Origin of the sequence: Pseudomonas sp. BAY1663 (assembly GCF_000582595.1) — a bacterium.
In the GTDB taxonomy this organism is placed as follows: domain Bacteria; phylum Pseudomonadota; class Gammaproteobacteria; order Pseudomonadales; family Pseudomonadaceae; genus Stutzerimonas; species Stutzerimonas stutzeri_AF.
Map to the genome: position 1 here is coordinate 1 of NZ_AZSV01000032.1, position 18,041 is coordinate 18,041.

Here is an 18,041-nt window from a genome sequence, read left to right on the forward strand (position 1 = left end):
CAGGGTTTCCCTAGGCATTTGAGGGCAGGATTCAAGCGGTAGTCGAACCGGCCACGTTTTCCTGATAGGCGCATTACGAAAAAAGCCAGGCGTGTTCAGGCTTGGGCTACGGTATTGCGTTCGCATCGGATGATATGTGCCAGGACCATTCGGAGATGGTCGATGCGACGGTGTAGGGTTCAGACCGAACCCGCCGGCGTAACGGCAGGAAAGTCCTTCTCGGGATCGAACACGTTATTGAAAAAGTTCGTCAGGGAGTACATGGCTACCAGCGCGACGATCTCCATGACGTTCGCATCCGTGTAGCCGGCATCGCGGACGGCTTTCAGATCGGCATTACCGATCTGGCCGCGGGTCTCGATGATTTTGTGCGCGAACTGGACGGCGGCGTCCCGCTTCGGGTCGCTGGCACGGCCCGTCCGGGCGAGAATGATTTCATCGGCCGGCAGCTTGGCCATATGCTCGGCAGTAAAGCTGTGAACCATCAGGCAGTAGTTGCAGCCATTCACTTCGGACACGGCGAGGCCGATGCTGTCACGCGTCTTCACGTCGAGCGCCTTGCTCAGGGAGCCGAGCAGGGTGGCCCATGCGTTGAACGCAATCGGGCTCGCCGCGAAGGTCGCCATCATATTTGGGGTGAACCCGATGTTCTTGGTGAACATATCGAGGGTCGGTTTCGAATCAGCCGGAATATGTTCCGGTTTCAGCGCTGCAGCTCTTGGCATCGTAGTCTCCGTAAGTTACGGGTTTTCTAAGTGGGGGAAGTCCACGTCGGGAGCGTTCCTCGGCTTATCTCGCACCCAGGTCGTGGGGCGAGGCTGATCAGGCCGTCAAGCGGGAAATATCTGGTGGTCGTCTTCCCCTTGGCTGCCGTCTGCTCGTTCGCCGCGATCATTGCTGCGGTGACACCGCCTAGATCAAGTCCAACACTTCGGCCACCGGGCGGCGCGGCTTCTGCAGCCAGTTCCCGGGACGCTCCGCTCCTACGGACAGCAGCATGACCGGCACCTCGTTCTCGGCCAGCCCGAACTCGCGGTGCACCGCTTCGGCATCGAATCCGATCATTGGCGTGGAGCCCAGGCCCAGCGAACGGGCCGCGTAGATCATCGCCGCCGCGCCGAAGGTGCCGGTGCGTACTGCCTCGTCGCGCTGACGCTGCGGGTATTCCATGTACAGCTGTCTCGCGGGGATTTCCCATTCCGGCACCATCGCTGCTGCCATGACGCCTGCTTCGACCAATGGAGCAAGACGTTCCGGTATTACGCTGGAATCGGCCAACTGGCCGCAAACGATGAAGGTAACGGCCGCTTCGGTGATCGGCGGCTGGTTCCAAGCGATCGGGCTCAGCCGAGCTTTGGCAGCGGCCGTGCGCACGGCGATGAAGCGCCAGTTCTGCAAGTGGAAGGATGTCGGTGCGGCGGTACCGATTCGCACCAGTTCGCGAATCTGGTCGTCGCTCAAGGTGGCAGCAGGGTCGTAATACTTGGCGGCGCTTCGGCCCAAGATACATTCGATGACGGCATTGATCTGGGGTGTTCCATTGGTCATGGTCATTCCTCTGGGCGAACGGATCGATTACTTCGTAAGGGGCTCCAGTGGGCAGGCGTCGCCCGAGCTTGTGCGGCGTGTCCGGGATTGCTGCGAAGCAGCGACACCTCGCTCCGTTTATCGGCTCAGGGGTGGATAGCCATGGGTGTAGATCCAGTCTGACGCTTGTGCCGGCACGTGACAGGACTGACAGTCCTTCCTGTAGTCCGTGGATGTGGTCCTCATGGAATCAGCCGCATCGAACCAGGCCCAGCCCCAACCGTCGCCCCACAGCTTGTTTGCGGGGTATCGGCCGATGTCGTCTTTCACCATGACGAACCAGCCAGCGCGGGTGCCGGCACTGCTTACCGTTCCGGTTGTCATGGGTTGGGTGGTCGTCTTGAACACTTCCTTCACGAGGATGGCGCCATCGGGAAAGTGCCCGGCCTTGCGGTATGCGTCGATGGTTCCGGGAGATGCATAGACCACGTGCATCTCCTTTGAGCCCGGGCCTGCGTCTGCGGCCACCGCCCAAGTACCCAGCATCTGATAAGCGGTCTGATAGTCGGCAGGGACTTTTATATTTCCCTTGTCGTCGACAACGGTTGCAGTCGTTTCTTCGTAGGGTGTGCGCATATCACTCTGCCCGTAGGCAGTGACGAAGACCATCATGGACAATCCTGCCAGCGCGACGCCTAGGGCACCGACTATTCTCATGGCACAGTTCCTCGTGTTGGTTGACCAATGACGTTTGCTGACGATTTCACTTGTCAAGCAGCGGGTAGAACTGTGTCCAGACATCATCTTTCTTGGCGCTCGCCATGTGGCAGAACGCGCACTCTTCTTTGGGTTTCGCCTTGGCCGTTGCTGCCTTCGGCTCATGGTGATTGAAGTTGAAGTAACCCCAGCCGCCGGTATCGGCATAGCGCTTGGAGTCTTTGACAGTCACGTCGGCGCCATTCAATTTCCCTGGGAAATAGCCGCGTCCGGAGGCTTCGGTGCGCGATCCATCCGGGTTCTCGCCCGGGATGGTCAGCTGCAGTTCCTTGAAGAAGATCGTTCCCTCCGGGAACTCACCGGTTTTCTTGTAGATTTCGTACGAGCCGGGCTCGATATAGACGTTGTGGAATTCCGGGAAGTTGGCCTTCCCGTCGTTGAGTCCGTTGGGCGTAAGCGGTGAGCCGACGAAGATCCACTCATTGAAATTCTTCGGCAAAAGCAACTCGCCTGATTTCGTGTATTCGGGAAGATAGCGTTCTCTTGCCTGTACGTTGCCATTATCGGATGGAGACTGGGCATGTGCGGTTGTCATGGCAAGGGCGCTGGAAATCGCGGTGGCAATCAGTAAGGGAGTACGCATTGGCTTTCTCCTTTCTTCCACGAATAGTTGGAGTTTCATCGTAGTTTTGCATGCGTACTTTTTGGTCTCGAATTGGTTCTGATTCGTCCAGAATTTTTAATCGTATTTGTCGAATTGCATTCATGTTTGGGGTGCTTTCATAATCGTCCTTCTCTTATTCTGGTCGCTTGAATAATCGCTCATGTCCGAATCGCCCTTGTCTGCGCATGTGATCCTGGATCAATTGCTAGCTGTTCTTGATATCGGCGTAACCCATTTCACGGTTTGCGATATACGTAACGGTTGGGGAATGCGCTTCGATTCCTGCAAGACGGCGAGTTTGCATTACTGCCTGGAGGGTGCTGGCACACTGGCGTTCATGGCGGACCGCCTATTCAACTCGAGCCACACAGTTTCGTACTTCTGCCACCTGGGGTTGCTTACCACCTTGAAAGCGCCGCGATAAAACCGGTGCGGCTTGAATACCGGGCGCGCGTGTGCGGAGTGTCGTCACAGGAATCCGTGCCAACGCTAATCGCCGGCGAAGGCCTGCAAGGCATTACTACGGCGTGCGGTGAGCTTCGTATCGGATTGGCTGGTGGGGTGGATCCTTTCGGCTCACTGGGAAAGCCATTGGTAGTGCACTTTGGCGGCAGCGGCGGATTGCGAGACCAGTTTGTCATGTTGTTGGCTGAGTCGGCCCGGCCAGGCGTCGGCTCGCGTGTTCTGACCGAGGCATTGCTCAAGCAATGCCTGGTACTGGCGCTGCGGCGCTGGATTGAGCGTGATCCCTCGCCATTACCCTGGTTGGCTGCCATGGCGGATACACGACTAAGCCGTGCTTTACTCGCTATTTTTGAGCAGCCTGCCGTCGCCTATACGGTAGACAGTCTCGCGCTGATTGCAGGGATGAGTCGTTCGGCGTTTGCTGCCGCATTCCAGCGCGCCTTCGGGCAATCGCCGATGAGTCTGGTCAAACTGGTGAGGTTGCGTCGTGCCAGTGAGTTATTGATCACGACAGCACTTCCAGTCGCCGAGGTCGCCAAGCGAGCCGGATTTTCCAGCAGAAGTAATTTCTCTCTGGCGTTTAGCAACTTTACGGCATGGACCCCAGTGGCTTTCGCCGTACGTTTTCGGTGATAGGAAAAAATAGTGGTTTCGAAAAGAGCACGTAATCGTCGCCAGAACATCGGAAGTTCACCTTCCCGCATAACCAGCCGGTAACGGCGTCATCATCGGTGCTGGCGCTGCTGGTTCTGCTGCCTGCAGAGTCGTTGCCCGAATCCGCGATGTAGCGTTCTCGCGGCGCATCTGGCGTGAACGTACCGATGCATTTCAAAAGCGTTTTATGCGCTTTACGGATAAAGCGCGCCCTCATGGGAGTGCTCGCCGGTAGTGCCTTTTCTACGCTTGGACCCAACGAGCGGCCCGGACTGTTGCCGGGCCGGGATTGACTGGGTACGAGACATGACCGTCTATCTGCATTGCCTATCCCATACCCCGCTCATGGGGCACGTGGACCCCGCCCCGGCGGTACTCGACGAGGTCGATGGCGTCATCGCCGCGGCACGCCAGCGTATCGCTGCGTTCGACCCGGAGTTGGTGATCCTCTTCAGCCCTGACCACTACAACGGCTTTTTCTACGATGTCATGCCGTCGTTCTGCATCGGCATGGCGGCCCACGCCATCGGCGATTTCGGCACTCTCGCCGGAGCGCTGCTGGTACCGCAGGAGCTTGCCGAAAACTGTGCAGCGTCCGTGCTGGACGCCGGGGTGGACAGCGCCGTGTCCTATCGCATGCAGCTCGACCACGGGGCCGCGCAGCCGCTGGAGATGCTGGTGGGTGGCCTGCGCAACGTGCCGGTGATCCCGGTCTTCATCAATTCGCTGGCGACCCCGCTGCCGAGTTTCCAGCGGGCCCGCCTGCTGGGCGAGGCGATCGGGCGCTGGGCAGGCACGCTGGGCAAGCGTGTCCTGCTGCTCGGTTCCGGAGGCTTGTCGCATCAGCCGCCGGTGCCGGAGCTGGCCAAGGTCGAAGGCCTTATGGCGGACCGGCTCAAGGGCAGTGGCCGGCATCTGCCGGCCGATGAGCGCGAAGCACGTACGCAGCGGGTGATTCTCGCGGCGCAGCGGTTCGCCGAAGACCAGCAGTCGCTGCATCCCCTCAATCCCGACTGGGATCAGCACTTCATCACCCTGTTGGAGCAGGGGCGCCTGGGCGAGCTGGATGCCATGAGCAACGCCGAATTGTCGGCCTTGGCGGGCAAGTCCACGCATGAGATCAAGACCTGGGTGGCGGCCTTCGCTGCCTTGTCGATGTATGGCCCTTACCAGACCAGCGACCGTTATTACCGCCCGGTTCCCGAGTGGATTGCCGGTTTCGGCTCGCTGAGCGCGAGTCGGGTCGAGCCAGATTGAAACCGGGAGATATGCCATGAGTCAGTACAGCGAAACCGCCACCAGCCGCTTTGCCCGCATCGAGGATCAGGGCGTCGACCTGAACGTCCACTATCACGACTGCGGCGAGGGCGGCGAGGTGGTGGTGATGCTCCACGGCTCCGGTCCCGGAGCCAGTGGCTGGTCCAACTTCAGTCGCAACGTGGAGCCCCTGGTCGCGGCCGGATTCCGCGTGCTGTTGATGGACTGCCCCGGCTGGAGCAAGAGCGATAGCATCGTCTGCAGCGAATCGCGTTCGGCGCTCAATGCGCGCGTGCTCAAGGGGCTGCTGGATCAATTGGCGATTTCCCGCGCGCATCTGATCGGCAACTCCATGGGTGGCCACAGCGCCGTGGCCTTTGCGCTGGCCTATCCGCAACACATCGACCGCCTGGTGCTGATGGGGGGCGGAACCGGTGGCGCAAGCCCCTTCGTGCCGATGCCGACCGAAGGCATCAAGCTGCTGCAGAAGGTGTATCGCGAGCCGACGCAGGAAAATCTGCAGCAGATGATGGACATCTTCGTCTACGACACCCGCGACCTGACGCCGGAACTGATTGCCGGGCGCCTGGAGAACATTCTTCTGCGCCGCGACCATCTGGAGAATTTCACCCAGAGCCTGGCCGTGAATCCGCGCCAGTTTCCCGATGTTTCCATGCGCCTGGGCGAGATCGCCGCGCCAACGCTGGTGATCTGGGGGCGGAACGATCGCTTCGTGCCCATGGATACCGGGCTGCGCCTGGTCGCCGGCATCCCCAACAGCGAACTGCATGTATTCAACAACTGCGGCCACTGGGTGCAGTGGGAGCATGCCGAGCGCTTCAACCGCCTGGTGGCGGATTTCCTCGGCAGTTGATCCGGCACCCGATGCCAGCGGGCCGGTGCCGCTCTCGGAAAGAACTCATGGTTCTGTCCCAACTGCGTGTCGCTCGAAGTGTCGAGCTGTTCTGAGCGTCCGTAGGAGCGGGCCGTGCCCGCCAAGCTTTGCGCGCCGGAATATTCGCGGGCCTGGCCCGCTCCTACAGGGATACGTCTATCCGCAACGGCCAACTCGGGCAGAGCCCAACTTATTGCGCTGGCGGGATAACGCCGTAGCTGGCGGGAGCGCCGCCGGCGGCGAGCATTTCCTAGCATCGGCATCAACAGGTTTCGCGCCTCCGGCGGTCGGGCTTGCCTGCTGCGGGAGCGATGCGGTGAACACGAGGTGAATATGAGCGTGACCCAGGACATTCTCGAACAATTGGCTGCGGCCCTGCGTGCGGCCGAGTGTAGCGGCGAGGCGATCACGCCGCTGCGTGAGCGCATAGGGGAGGATGCCGGCGAGGCGGCCTATGCCATTCAGCGCCTGAACGTGGCCCATGCCGAGGCCGCCGGCCGGCGCGTGGTGGGCCGCAAGATCGGCCTGACCAACCCCAAGGTGCAGGCGCAGCTGGGCGTGGACCAGCCGGATTTCGGCACCCTGTTCGCCGACATGTGCTATGGCGACAACGAGACCGTGCCCTTCGGTCGGGTGATGCAGCCGAAGATCGAGGCCGAGATCGCGCTGATCCTGCACCGCGACCTGCCCCGGGCCGATACCACCTTCGCCGAGCTGCTGGAGGCCACCGGTTGGGTCCTGCCGTCATTGGAGATCGTCGGTTCGCGGGTACAGGGCTGGAATATCCGTTTCGTCGATACCGTGGCCGACAACGCTTCCAGCGGCTGCTTCGTGCTGGGGGGGCCGGCGTTGCCGGTAGCGGGCGTCGATCTGCGCAAGGCGAGCATGAGCATGACCCGCAACGGCGAGCTGGTCTGCACCGGTAGCGGCGCCGAATGCCTGGGGCATCCGCTCAACGCCGCCGTCTGGCTGGCACGCACCATGGCCCGCCTGGGCCAGCCGCTGCGCGCCGGCGACATCGTGCTCACCGGTGCCCTGGGACCGATGGTCGGGGTTAATCCGGGTGATCGTTTCGAGGCTGTGATCGAGGGCGTCGGCCAGGTCGCAGCGACTTTCTCCGCCGAGTGATCGGCAAGCCCTACAGCAAAGAGCATCTTCATGAACAAACTCAAGGTTGCCATCGTCGGTTCCGGCAATATCGGCACCGACCTGATGATCAAGATCATGCGCCATGGCCGGCACCTGGAAATGGCTGCCATGGTCGGTATCGATCCCGACTCCGACGGCCTGGCCCGGGCGCAGCGCCTGGGCGTGGCCACCACCCACGAAGGCGTGGAAGGCCTGGCGCGGCTGGAGGTGTTCGCGGACATCGACTTCGTCTTCGATGCGACCTCCGCCTCGGCTCACGTGAAGAACGATGCCTTCCTGCGCGCGATCAAGCCGGGCATCCGCCTGATCGACCTGACGCCGGCGGCCATCGGCCCGTACTGCGTGCCGGTGGTCAACGGCGAGGCACACGTCGACCGGCTCAACGTCAACATGGTCACCTGCGGTGGCCAGGCAACCATCCCGATGGTCGCCGCGGTGTCCCGCGTGGCCAGGGTGCACTACGCTGAGATCGTCGCCTCCATCGCCTCGAAGTCGGCAGGCCCAGGCACCCGCGCCAACATCGACGAATTCACCGAGACCACCTCCAAGGCCATCGAAGTGATCGGGGGGGCGGCCAAGGGCAAGGCGATCATCGTCATGAACCCGGCCGAGCCCCCGCTGATCATGCGCGACACCGTGTTCGTGCTGTCCGAGGCGGTCGACCAGGCGGCGGTCGAGGCCTCCATCGAGGAGATGGCCAGGGCGGTACAGGCCTACGTGCCGGGCTATCGCCTGAAGCAGAAGGTGCAATTCGACGTGATTCCCGAGTGCGCGCCGCTGAACATCCCGGGCCATGGGCGCTTTTCCGGCCTGAAGACCTCCGTGTTCCTCGAAGTGGAGGGCGCGGCCCACTACCTGCCAGCCTATGCCGGCAACCTCGACATCATGACCTCTGCCGGCCTGGCCACCGCCGAGCGGATGGCCGCACGAATGCTGAATGCCGAGGGCTGAGGACATGAGCATGACCGACAAGAAACTCTACATTTCCGACGTGACCCTGCGCGATGGCAGCCATGCGATCCGCCACCAGTACTCGATCCGGAACGTGCAGGACATCGCCCGCACGCTGGACGAGGCGAAGGTGGATTCCATCGAAGTGACCCATGGCGATGGCCTGCAGGGCTCGAGCTTCAACTACGGTTTCGGCGCCCACTCGGACCTCGAATGGATCGAGGCGGCGGCCGACGTGGTCCGGCACGCCCGGCTGACCGTCCTGCTGTTGCCGGGTATCGGCACCGTGCACGACCTCAAGGCCGCCTATGACGCCGGCGCGCGTTCGGTACGCGTGGCCACCCACTGTACCGAGGCCGACGTTTCCAGGCAGCACATCGAATATGCCCGCAACCTGGGCATGGACACCGTGGGCTTTCTGATGATGAGCCACATGATCCCGGCCGAGGCACTGGCTCGCCAGGGCAAGCTGATGGAGGACTACGGCGCCCAGTGCGTCTACATGGCCGATTCCGGCGGGGCGATGAACATGAACGACGTGCGCGATCGCATGCGCGCATTCAAGGCGGTGCTGAACCCGGAAACCCAGACCGGCATGCACGCGCATCACAACCTGAGCCTGGGCGTGGCCAACTCCATCGTCGCGGTGGAAGAGGGCTGCGACCGCATCGATGCGAGCCTGGCCGGCATGGGCGCCGGGGCCGGCAACGCGCCGCTGGAAGTGTTCATCGCCGCCGCCGAGCGCCTGGGCTGGAACCACGGCACCGACCTGTATCGCCTGATGGATGCGGCCGACGACCTGGTGCGTCCGCTGCAGGACCGCCCGGTGCGAGTCGATCGCGAGACGCTGGGGCTCGGTTATGCCGGTGTGTACTCCAGCTTCCTGCGCCACGCCGAAGTCGCGGCCGCCAAGTACGGGCTCAAGACGCTCGACATCCTGGTCGAGCTGGGCAGGCGCCGCATGGTCGGCGGGCAGGAAGACATGATCGTCGATGTCGCGTTGGACCTGCTCGAGCAGCGGCCCTGACGAGATGCTCCTTTACGCCGTGCTTGCACGGCGTTTTTTTATTTTCCGTGACTTGCCGGGCCCGCCGCGAGCCGGTTGATTCGGACGAGGTGCTGTTGATGCTGTCCAACCTGTCGATGAAGAACAAGCTGCTCTTCACCGTCCTGCCGCTGATGCTGCTGATCTATCTGGCGACCGTGCTGCTGGTCTACTACTCCGGCAAGTCTTCGACGGAAGCGCTGGCCGAGGTGGCTGTGAATGCCGTCGCCCGACAACAGGCGGCGGAAATCTCCAAGTCTTTCGACGCCTCGCTGCACGCCCTGCGCAATACCGCCGGATTGCTGGGTAGCGAGATGATCGACGGGGAATTGCCGGACCGGCGTATTGCCGACCAGATCGCCGAATCCCTGCTTCGGTCCCAGGATTCCGCCTCGGCAGTATGGTGGGTGCCGCGACAGGGCGGGACGGACCGCAGCGTCCTCTGGCTGCGCGGCGGCGAGCACCTGCATCCGGGCCTGGAGCCACAGCGCGAAGCGCTTCTGGCGCGGATGGGGCAGGCCGGCCCGGCCAGCGTACAGGTCATCCCCCTGCTGGCACTGGACGACCGCCAGGTCATCGGGTTGCTGATGCCCGTGCTGGCGGGGCAACAGGTGGTGGGCACCCTGGGCGTCGGCCTGGATGTCGTCCAACTGCAGCAGCAGGTAGCGGCTTTGCGGCCACTGGATGTGGGCGTGGCGGCGCTGATCGCCAGCGACAACACGCTGGTGGCACATCCCGATCCTGGCCGGGTGGGCAAACGGCAACAGGACACCGAAGGCGACTTTCTTGGCGATTACTTCGAGGTGGTGATCGAGTCGGTCCGCAAGGGCCAGGGCATGACCCTGCGCTTCGATTCGCCGGCCATGTCCGAAGAGGTCTTCATGCTGGTGACGCCGGTGGCGATCGGTGCTGACGTCACGCCCTGGTCGCTGGGGCTGGCGCTACCGAGTTCCGCATTGCTCGGTGGAGTGAAGACCCTGGCCCTGCAGTTGATCCTGCTCGGGATCTTCGCATCGCTGGTGCTTGCGATCACCGTGGTGCTGTTGGGCCGGGCCCTGGCCCGGCCGCTGCAGCGGGTGGTGGAGGCCGTGCACGAGCTGGCCACCGGCGACGCCGATCTCTGCGCGCGCCTGCCGATACGCGGGGACGATGAGCTGACCAATCTTGCCCGCGAGTTCAACCGGTTCCTGGAGACGTTGTGGGAACTGGTGCGTGAAATCAACGGTACCAGCCAGGCCGTGCAAGGCATCTCGACGGAGCTGCATGCCCAAAGCCGAAGCGCGGAACGCTCGGTCGATGCACAGCGTGACGAGGTCGGCCAACTGGCCACGGCCATGCAGGAGATGGCCGCGACCGTCGATGAGGTCGCCGGCAATGCCGGGCAGGCAGCCGTCGCCACGGGGGAGGGCGATCAGGCGGTCGCATTGGGCCAGGAGAAGGTCTCCGGGCTGGTGGCAGCGATCCATGACGATGCCGACACGCTGGAGCACGTCTCGACCCTGGCGGCCCAGCTGGGCGAGGCCAGCCAGTCCATCGGCACCATCGTCGCGGTGATCAGCGACATCGCCGACCAGACCAATCTGCTTGCCCTCAATGCCTCCATCGAGTCGGCGCGGGCGGGCGAGCAGGGCAGGGGCTTCGCGGTGGTCGCCGATGAGGTACGGGCGCTGGCGCGGCGGACCCATTCGTCCACCGAGGAGGTCCGCGCCAGCATCCATCTCATCCAGGAGCGCACCGCCCGTGTCGTGGATATCATCGAGCAGAGCCGGCGCAGTTCGCTGGACAACATAGCCAGTGCCCGGCAAGCCAGCGAGGCACTGGAGAGCATCTCCCGGATCATGGCCAAGCTGCGCGGCATGAGTCAGCAGATCGCCTCCGCCACGCAGCAACAGGCCGCCACCAGCGACCTGCTTTCACGCAGCCTCGTGAGCATCGCCGATTCCGCCGAACGCTCGTCCCAGAGCGCCGGGGCGGTCAGCCAGCGCAGCGACGGCCTGGAAGCCAGCGCAACGCGCCTGAACGCCCTGGTGAGCCGCTTCCGGCTCTGACGCCTCCCGGCCGGCGGCCGCGCATCCTCTGCGCGGGGCGTGGTGTCGTCGTCATTCGGTTATTTATCAATAACCAATTGAAATATAAGTGTTTTTTGCGTGGCAATCGGAAGATTGCCGCGCTGCCGCCATGCTCGAAACTTGATCAGGATCATTAACCTGCACTGGGGGGATAACCCGAGCAGTCCACGGATAGTCCCCCGCGGGTACGGAGACCTAATGTCACGTTGCCTCGCCGCAGATTTCCCGGCGGCGACCAACGTGTGGATCAGTCTCATGTCGAACCTCGTTACTCGCGAACTCAGCATTGCGCAGGCGGCTACTCCGACGCCCGCTGCACGGTTGCTGAAACTCTTCATGGCGGTACTGCCGTGGATGATCATCGCCACCTTGCTCTGGGCTGGCATCTTCATTCGTCCCCAGCCGGTGGGCAGCACCATCGACCCGGCGCCGCTGGAAAGCCGTGACCAGTTCTATGGGCTGGCCCAGCTACCCGGTGGCGAGCTGCTTGCCGCGGTAGCTACGGCAAGATCCTCAGGATCGCGCAGGACGGCAGCACCAGCCGTTTGCCCAGCGGCACCCGCCATACGCTGCAGGACATCGCTGCATGGGACGCCAGGCATGCCGTGGCTGTCGGCAATGGCGGCGTGGTGCTCTACAGCCGCGACGGCGGCGCCAGCTGGCAGCGGGCCGGCGACGTCCCGCGCTCCGAGATCGCCAACAAGCTCAATCGCGTACGTATCGGCGCCGATGGCCTGGCCATCGCCAGTGGCGAGATGGGCGCGTTGCTGATCAGCCGGGACTACGGCGTGACCTGGCAACGCCTGCGCGAAGAAGAAGACGTGGCCTGGAACGACGTGGCGATCCTCGACGACGGCCGTCTGGTACTGGTCGGCGAGTTCGGCCGGATCGTGCTCGGCGACCTGGATGGGCAGGCCTGGCACGACATCGACGGCGGCACTGGCGCCTCGCTTATGGCGGTGGCTTTCCGCGATGCCCGCAACGGCATGGCCGTCGGCCTGGAAGGCACGGTCCTGGAAACCAGCGACGGCGGCCAGAGCTGGGAGGCCCATGACGTTGGGCTCGCCGAGCACCTGTTCGACGTGGCCTGGCTGGCCGAGCAGCGGCGCTGGTTCGTCACCGGCGCCTGGGCCGCTGGGCTCTCGGCGACGGCGGGCAATGGCAGGCCGGCAACCTGGATGAGCGCAACCTGTCCTGGCACGTGAGAGCGCTGCCGGTAGCCGGTGGCCTCTGGCTCGCCGGTGCGGACATCGGCCATTGGGATGGCCGGCGCTGGTCGCAGCTCAAGCCCTGAACCCCTCATTTGCCTAACAAAGCGAGAGCATTTCAATGATCGATCGGATAGCCGCGTTCTGTATCCGGCGCAGCGTTTGGGTGGCCAGCGCTCTGCTGCTCATGACCCTGGTGCTGGGCTGGTCCGCCCTGCATATCGAGGTGCGCACTGTCTTCGAGGACATGCTGCCCTCGCGCCACGAATACGTGCAGACGCACGAGAAGTTCAAGGACACCTTCGGCGGTTCGAACATGGTCACCATCATGTTCGAGGTGGACGAGGGCGACATCTTCCAGAAGCCGGTCCTGGAGAAGGTGCGCGAAGTGACCATGGGGCTGCGCGAGGTCTCGGCGGTCAACCCCTACCAGATCACCTCGCTGGCGTCGAAGAAGCTCAAGGAAGTCCGCGCCTCCACCACCGGCATCGTCAGCCTGCCGCTGATGTGGCCGGACCTGCCGGAGACCGCCGCGTAGATGCAGGAGCTGAGGCAGGCGGTGCTGCGTAACCCCCTGGTCTACGGCCCCTACGTATCCAAGGACCTGCAGGCGACGCTCGTCACCGTCGACTTCATCGACGAGCAGGTCGAGTACGGCAAGGTGTTCCATGAGATTCGCAGCCTGATCGACCGTGTCGACGACGGCAGCGTGAACATCCGCGTGGTCGGCGACCCGATCCTGTACGGATGGGTAGGCCACTATCTGCCGGAGACCTTCCAGCTGGTCTGCGCGGCGCTGCTGGTCACCCTGGTGATGCTGTTCATTCTGCTGCGCACCTGGCGCGGCGTGATGCTGCCGTTGCTGGCGGGGCTGGTCAGTGCCTCCTGGGCGCTAGGTATCTGCCACCTGCTGGACATCCATTTCGAGCCGCTGGTGATCGTGGTCGCCATGCTCATCACCTCCCGCGCCGTGTCCCATTCGGTGCAGATCGTCAATCGCTTCGACGACGAGCTGGAACTGTTGCCGGCCAATGCCGATACCTCGCGCACTGCGGCCAGGGTGGCGCTGGCGGACCTGTTTCGTCCCGGCATGCTGGGCGTGATCGCCGATGCGGCATGCATGGCGGTGGTGGCCCTGAGCCCGATCCCGATGCTGCAGAAGCTCACCGTGCTGGCCTGCGTCTGGGTGATGACGCTGACCGTGAGCGCGGTGATCCTGACGCCGGTCATGCTGTCGTTCATTCGCCGTCCGCACGGCATGGTGCATCCGCTCAACTGTATCCCGCTGCTGAACCGGGTGCTGGATCTGGCCACGGCCGTCAGCCTGTCGCGTGCGCGCTACGTTGTCCTTGGCGGCGGCTTTCTGCTGGTGGTCGGCGCCGGCTTCTACTCGCTGAACCTGAAGATCGGCGATGCCAACCCGGGGTCGCCGATCCTCTGGCCGGAATCGACCTACAACGTCGATGCGGACGCGATCAACAACCGCTTCGAGGGCGTGGACCGCATGTTCGTGGTGCTCGGCGAGGACGGCAACCGCGGCCTGATGAAGACCAGCGAAGCGCTGCAGGCGATGAACAGCTTCCAACGCTTCATCGAGCACAGCCGGAAGTGGGGGGCTCCGTCTCCCTGGCCGACGTGCTGCCGCAGGTCAACCTCAGCCTGCGCGAAGGCAACCCGCGCTACCTCGAACTGGGCGACAGCAGCGCCATCAACGGCAGCCTGGTGGCCATGCTCGATTCGGTATCCGAACCCGGCGACATCTCGCGCTTCGCCGACGAGCAGTACGCCAACGGCGCGGTGACCCTGATGTTCCGCGACCGCCAGGGCGAGACCATCCGCACCGCGGTTGCACGCATCAAGGAGTTCATCGCCCAGAACCCGCTTGACGACGGCGAGTGGCAACTGGCCGGCGGCCTGATCGGCGTGATGGCTGCGGTCAACGAGATCATCCTGGCCAGCCAGGTCGAAGCGATCGCCCTGGCCCTGCTGGTGCTGGCGCTGATCTGCACCGCGGTGTACCGCTCCTCCATCGCCGGCATGGTGTTCATGGTGCCGGTGATCATCTCCAACATGCTGACCTTCGCCTTCATGACCTGGCAGGGCATCGGCATGAACATCAATACCGTGCCGGTAGCCGCCCTGGGGATCGGGCTGGGGGTGGATTACGCCTTCTACATCTCCGACCGGGTCAAGGAAGAGATCGCCATCGGCAAGAGCCCGGAGGAGGCCATCCGCATCGCGCTGCACACCGCCGGCATGGGGGTGATCGTGACGGCGAGCGTGCTGGTCTTCGCCACCCTGCTGTGGTGGGCGTCGTCGCTGCGCTTCCAGGCCGAGATGGGCCTGCTGATGGCGATCTGGCTGTCCGTGTCCGCCTTCAGCGCACTGTTCGTGATGCCGGCGCTGCTCTACGTGTTCCGCCCGCGCTTCGTCTTCGGCGAGCGCACTCGGGCAGCGGTCGCCGTTGGCAACGATTCGGCGCTCCAGATGGCTTGAGACGTAACAAGAACAACAACCACAACCCGATCAATCACTGCCGCAAACCCTGGGGAGAACATCCAATGCACACACTCATCCGTGGCGAACTACCGCGGTCCGCATTCGGCAAGCTGGCCCTGGCCGTCGCACTCGGCGTGGCGAGCACGCCGGTGCTGGCCGACACCTTCAGCTACGACGGCTACCTGCGCCAGGAAATGTCCTGGAACATGAAGAACTGGGAGGACACGCCCGATTACGACGATCGCGGCAAGCTGTCGATGTCCCGCAGCACCGTGCGCCTGAACATGCAATGGCGTCCGAGCGACGCCTTCTCCGTGGTCGCCAAGCTGCGCGGCGTGCGCGAGATCGAGACCAACTTCCTCGAGCACCTGGAGGAGATGGGCGCCAACAACTACCACGAGGCCGATGGCCGCGGCGACATCACCGATCTCTACAACAAGACCGACATCCGCGAACTGTACGTGGACTTCCCCATGGGCGAGCGCACCTGGGTACGCCTCGGCAAGCAGCAGATCGCCTGGGGCGAGACCGATTTCTTCGCCGCCAACGACCTGGTGCACGGCTTCGACAACACCTGGCGTTCGTTCCTCGAACCGGCCAACGAGGAGCTGCGCAAGACCAACATCATGGCCAAGTTCAACATCGACGTGCCGGAGCTCAACGGCGGCATCGAGACGTTCATCCGCCCCGGCCTGGATGCGAAAAGGGACATCGGCGGCACCGAGATCGACATCTATGGCGGGCGCTGGTCCAGCCAGCCCTATGCCGGCGTCGATTTCCGCAATGTCGACCCCTACAACTACAACCACGACGAGGGCGACCGCCACGACATCACCGGCGGCATCCGCTGGAACGGCCTGTGGGGCGATACCAACTACTCGCTGTCGTACCTGAAGACCTACTACAACGCCCCGATCCTCAACGCCTCCGACAACCAGGCGCTGATCGGCCGGCCCGACCTGCCGAGCGGAGCGCTCAATGGCGAGCGGACCCGTGGCGTGGCCGGCGAGGTCATCTACCCGATCGTCGACATCTTCGGCGTCACCGCCAGCAGCTATTCCGCGGCAACCGACGCCGTGTTCAGCACCGAGATGGCCTACATCAAGGACGCGCCGTACAACATCGCCCTGGACAACCCGACCATCATGAGCCAGCTGGTGGCGCCCGGTTTCGATGGCTGGGTCAAGAAGGACGTGGTCGCGCTGATGCTGCGCATGGACAAGAACCTGGCCTTCACCCAGAACCTGCTGGGCACCGAGAAGCCGATGTTCTTCTCGGTGCAGCTGTTCGACAAGTGGGTGCAGAACTACGACGAGGACGACAACCTGCTGTACAGCGTCGGCTGGGGCGGCAAAGCCAAGGAACACACGGTCATGGGCACCGCGATCTTCGACATGAGCTACGCCAACGGCCGTATCCGCCCGAACCTGGTGGTCGGCTCCGACCTGAGCAACGGCGGCGGCTTCGCCATCCCCTCGGTGACCTTCGAACTGAGCAGCAAGCTGCGCTGGAAGGTTGAGTACGACCTGTTCTGGGACGACGGCCATTACGAGAACAGCGATACCCCGCTGACCGACAACACCACGCTGTTCGGCTACCTGCACAACCGCGACCAGCTGTACACCAGCCTGACCTACCTGTTCTGAGCCCAAACGGAGACCACGAGATGACCCATTTCCGTCATGCGTTGCGTACCCCTCTGCTGGCCGGCCTGATCGCCGCCGGCGGTTTCATCGGTATTGCCAATGCCGCCGAGGTGCCGGCCGGCACCGTGATCACGGCCGCCAACATCGACCAGTTGAAGGACCAGACCTTCGAGGGCCACAGCATTGCCAGCCTGCTGACCGAGAAGCTGGAGTGGCGTATCCGCAACAGCGGCATGCAGATGCCGCTGGCGGCCTCCAGGGAAGTTCCGCTCGACCCGGGCTGGGTCGCGGCCTCCCAGGCCAACGCCGGCAAGACTTCGATCAACCGGGAAGCCTGTCGTGTCGACGGCTGGGGTGCCGGCGCACCCTTCCCGGAGATCGACGAGAAGGACCCGCAGGCCGCCGAGAAGATCCTCTGGAACTGGCACTTGGGCCAGTTGGTGGGTGACGTGTCGCAGGTTCCGGGCTACACCCAGCTGCTGGTCGATGGCAAGAAAGGAGTGCATGCCGAGCCGGTGGCCGAGTTCACCCGCTACACCATGAAGGGCCGGCTGACCGGTGACAGCACGGTGGAGGGTGACGGCAGCGAGCGTGGCCGCCAGCTGCTGTACTTCAAGTCGCCCTCGGACATGAAGGGCCTGGGGACCTATACCGTCATGTACGACTCGGACAAGGTGAACAGCGTCTGGGCCTACATTCCCGCCGTGCGCCGCGTGCGCCAGCTCTCCGGTGGCGCCTGGATGGACCCGGTGGGCTCCTCCGACCAACTGCAGGACGACCTGGAGATCTTCAACGCGCGCCCCTGCTGGTATCCCGAGTACCGCCTGCTGGGCAAGCGCAACATCCTGGCGGTGACTGCGAGCAAGCAGGCGCCGATATCTGGAACAAGGACGGCAAGAGCTTCGCCGAGCGCTACCCGGTGATGGATCCGAACCCGCCGTACTGGAACATGACCGGCAACAGCTACGAAGTGCGTGAAGTCTACGTGGTGGAGGCCATCACGCCGTCGATCCACCCGTACAGCAAGAAGGTGCTGTACATCGATACCCAGTACCCGCGCATCCACTACGGCGAGGCCTACAACCGCAAGGGCGAGTTCTGGAAGTTCATGGAATTCCATTCCTATTCCAACCCGGCCGACGGCGACATCCGCACCACCGTGGGGGCGGTGATCGATTTCCAGCGCAACCACGCGACGATTTCGCTGATCGACACCAGCACCTGGCGCACCAACTTCGACGCCAAGGCCTCGGACTTCTCCCTGCAGGCGCTGCAGGCGGCGGGCCGCTGAGGCC

At 63.5% G+C, this 18,041-nt stretch carries 17 protein-coding genes and 2 pseudogenes; 15 read left to right on the forward strand and 4 right to left on the reverse strand.

Translation table 11 applies throughout. The features are described from left to right. Window positions 1–179: 179 nt before the first annotated feature. The 4 genes from BAY1663_RS11115 to BAY1663_RS11130 form a co-directional block, all read right to left on the reverse strand. Entirely contained in the window at window positions 180–662 is a 483-nt protein-coding gene (locus BAY1663_RS11115) for a carboxymuconolactone decarboxylase family protein (RefSeq protein ID WP_256206687.1), read from the reverse strand. A 250-nt stretch (window positions 663–912) separates the two neighbouring features. Continuing rightward, the gene (locus BAY1663_RS11120; RefSeq protein WP_037040637.1) at window positions 913–1,548 is read right to left on the reverse strand and encodes a nitroreductase family protein; all 636 of its coding nucleotides are present in this window, start codon (window positions 1,546–1,548) and stop codon (window positions 913–915) included. Window positions 1,549–1,665: 117 nt separating this feature from the next. After that, window positions 1,666–2,199: a cytochrome P460 family protein gene (locus BAY1663_RS11125; protein ID WP_256206689.1), complete on the reverse strand. Its 534-nt coding sequence runs from the start codon at window positions 2,197–2,199 to the stop codon at window positions 1,666–1,668. 91 nt (window positions 2,200–2,290) lie between these two features. Then, window positions 2,291–2,887 (reverse strand): cytochrome P460 family protein, encoded by a 597-nt coding sequence (locus BAY1663_RS11130; protein ID WP_037040642.1) that lies wholly within the window; start codon window positions 2,885–2,887, stop codon window positions 2,291–2,293. 282 nt (window positions 2,888–3,169) lie between these two features. On the opposite strand from BAY1663_RS11130, the gene BAY1663_RS11135 reads away from it, so the two are divergent. From BAY1663_RS11135 to BAY1663_RS25195, 15 genes and pseudogenes are all read left to right on the forward strand, one after another. After that, window positions 3,170–4,006 carry an AraC family transcriptional regulator gene (locus BAY1663_RS11135; protein WP_218186659.1) on the forward strand — a complete coding sequence of 279 codons (837 nt, stop codon included), beginning with the start codon at window positions 3,170–3,172 and terminating at the stop codon, window positions 4,004–4,006. Between the two features lie 327 nt (window positions 4,007–4,333). Beyond that, window positions 4,334–5,284 carry a 3-carboxyethylcatechol 2,3-dioxygenase gene (mhpB, locus tag BAY1663_RS11140; RefSeq protein ID WP_037040644.1) on the forward strand — a complete coding sequence of 317 codons (951 nt, stop codon included), beginning with the start codon at window positions 4,334–4,336 and terminating at the stop codon, window positions 5,282–5,284. A 16-nt stretch (window positions 5,285–5,300) separates the two neighbouring features. Then, complete coding sequence (locus BAY1663_RS11145; protein ID WP_037040645.1) at window positions 5,301–6,158, forward strand: alpha/beta fold hydrolase; 858 nt, start codon at window positions 5,301–5,303, stop codon at window positions 6,156–6,158. A gap of 354 nt (window positions 6,159–6,512) precedes the next feature. After that, window positions 6,513–7,307: a 2-keto-4-pentenoate hydratase gene (mhpD, locus tag BAY1663_RS11150; protein WP_037040649.1), complete on the forward strand. Its 795-nt coding sequence runs from the start codon at window positions 6,513–6,515 to the stop codon at window positions 7,305–7,307. A 30-nt stretch (window positions 7,308–7,337) separates the two neighbouring features. Next, window positions 7,338–8,279, forward strand: a complete 942-nt coding sequence (locus BAY1663_RS11155) for an acetaldehyde dehydrogenase (acetylating) (RefSeq protein ID WP_037040651.1) — start codon at window positions 7,338–7,340, stop codon at window positions 8,277–8,279. A gap of 10 nt (window positions 8,280–8,289) precedes the next feature. Then, the gene (dmpG, locus tag BAY1663_RS11160; RefSeq protein WP_037040737.1) at window positions 8,290–9,306 is read left to right on the forward strand and encodes a 4-hydroxy-2-oxovalerate aldolase; all 1,017 of its coding nucleotides are present in this window, start codon (window positions 8,290–8,292) and stop codon (window positions 9,304–9,306) included. Between the two features lie 899 nt (window positions 9,307–10,205). Next, a pseudogene (locus BAY1663_RS25955) lies at window positions 10,206–10,514 on the forward strand (HAMP domain-containing protein); the annotation flags it as partial. 351 nt (window positions 10,515–10,865) lie between these two features. Further along, window positions 10,866–11,372: pseudogene (locus BAY1663_RS25960) on the forward strand (methyl-accepting chemotaxis protein); the annotation flags it as partial. A 566-nt stretch (window positions 11,373–11,938) separates the two neighbouring features. After that, window positions 11,939–12,598 carry a YCF48-related protein gene (locus BAY1663_RS11175; RefSeq protein WP_256206690.1) on the forward strand — a complete coding sequence of 220 codons (660 nt, stop codon included), beginning with the start codon at window positions 11,939–11,941 and terminating at the stop codon, window positions 12,596–12,598. Window positions 12,599–12,767: 169 nt separating this feature from the next. Further along, on the forward strand, window positions 12,768–13,139 hold the full coding sequence (locus BAY1663_RS25965) for a hypothetical protein (RefSeq protein ID WP_371257612.1): 372 nt from the start codon (window positions 12,768–12,770) through the stop codon (window positions 13,137–13,139). 21 nt (window positions 13,140–13,160) lie between these two features. Continuing rightward, the gene (locus BAY1663_RS25970) at window positions 13,161–14,402 is read left to right on the forward strand and encodes an RND family transporter (protein WP_371257613.1); all 1,242 of its coding nucleotides are present in this window, start codon (window positions 13,161–13,163) and stop codon (window positions 14,400–14,402) included. Further along, a complete protein-coding gene (locus BAY1663_RS25975) occupies window positions 14,330–15,097 on the forward strand; it encodes an efflux RND transporter permease subunit (protein WP_371257614.1) in 768 nt (255 codons plus the stop codon). Before BAY1663_RS25970 ends, BAY1663_RS25975 begins: the two co-directional genes overlap by 73 nt. A 65-nt stretch (window positions 15,098–15,162) precedes the next feature. Next, window positions 15,163–16,746, forward strand: coding sequence for a DUF1302 family protein (locus BAY1663_RS11185; RefSeq protein WP_051497129.1), 1,584 nt, complete (start codon window positions 15,163–15,165; stop codon window positions 16,744–16,746). Between the two features lie 20 nt (window positions 16,747–16,766). Beyond that, the gene (locus BAY1663_RS11190; protein WP_256206691.1) at window positions 16,767–17,669 is read left to right on the forward strand and encodes a DUF1329 domain-containing protein; all 903 of its coding nucleotides are present in this window, start codon (window positions 16,767–16,769) and stop codon (window positions 17,667–17,669) included. Beyond that, window positions 17,669–18,037 carry a DUF1329 domain-containing protein gene (locus BAY1663_RS25195; RefSeq protein WP_256206696.1) on the forward strand — a complete coding sequence of 123 codons (369 nt, stop codon included), beginning with the start codon at window positions 17,669–17,671 and terminating at the stop codon, window positions 18,035–18,037. The genes BAY1663_RS11190 and BAY1663_RS25195 overlap by 1 nt, the downstream gene beginning before the upstream one ends. Window positions 18,038–18,041: the final 4 nt, after the last annotated feature.

Coding starts and splice junctions, on each gene's coding strand:
- BAY1663_RS11115 (WP_256206687.1), bottom strand. CDS start 662: ATGTTCACCAAGAACATCGGGTTCACCCCAAATATGATGGCGACCTTC.
- BAY1663_RS11120 (WP_037040637.1), bottom strand. CDS start 1,548: ATGACCAATGGAACACCCCAGATCAATGCCGTCATCGAATGTATCTTG.
- BAY1663_RS11125 (WP_256206689.1), bottom strand. CDS start 2,199: ATGATGGTCTTCGTCACTGCCTACGGGCAGAGTGATATGCGCACACCC.
- BAY1663_RS11130 (WP_037040642.1), bottom strand. CDS start 2,887: ATGCGTACTCCCTTACTGATTGCCACCGCGATTTCCAGCGCCCTTGCC.
- mhpB (WP_037040644.1), top strand. CDS start 4,334: ATGACCGTCTATCTGCATTGCCTATCCCATACCCCGCTCATGGGGCAC.
- BAY1663_RS11145 (WP_037040645.1), top strand. CDS start 5,301: ATGAGTCAGTACAGCGAAACCGCCACCAGCCGCTTTGCCCGCATCGAG.
- mhpD (WP_037040649.1), top strand. CDS start 6,513: ATGAGCGTGACCCAGGACATTCTCGAACAATTGGCTGCGGCCCTGCGT.
- BAY1663_RS11155 (WP_037040651.1), top strand. CDS start 7,338: ATGAACAAACTCAAGGTTGCCATCGTCGGTTCCGGCAATATCGGCACC.
- dmpG (WP_037040737.1), top strand. CDS start 8,290: ATGACCGACAAGAAACTCTACATTTCCGACGTGACCCTGCGCGATGGC.
- BAY1663_RS25975 (WP_371257614.1), top strand. CDS start 14,330: ATGCTCGATTCGGTATCCGAACCCGGCGACATCTCGCGCTTCGCCGAC.
- BAY1663_RS11185 (WP_051497129.1), top strand. CDS start 15,163: ATGCACACACTCATCCGTGGCGAACTACCGCGGTCCGCATTCGGCAAG.
- BAY1663_RS11190 (WP_256206691.1), top strand. CDS start 16,767: ATGACCCATTTCCGTCATGCGTTGCGTACCCCTCTGCTGGCCGGCCTG.
- BAY1663_RS25195 (WP_256206696.1), top strand. CDS start 17,669: ATGGATCCGAACCCGCCGTACTGGAACATGACCGGCAACAGCTACGAA.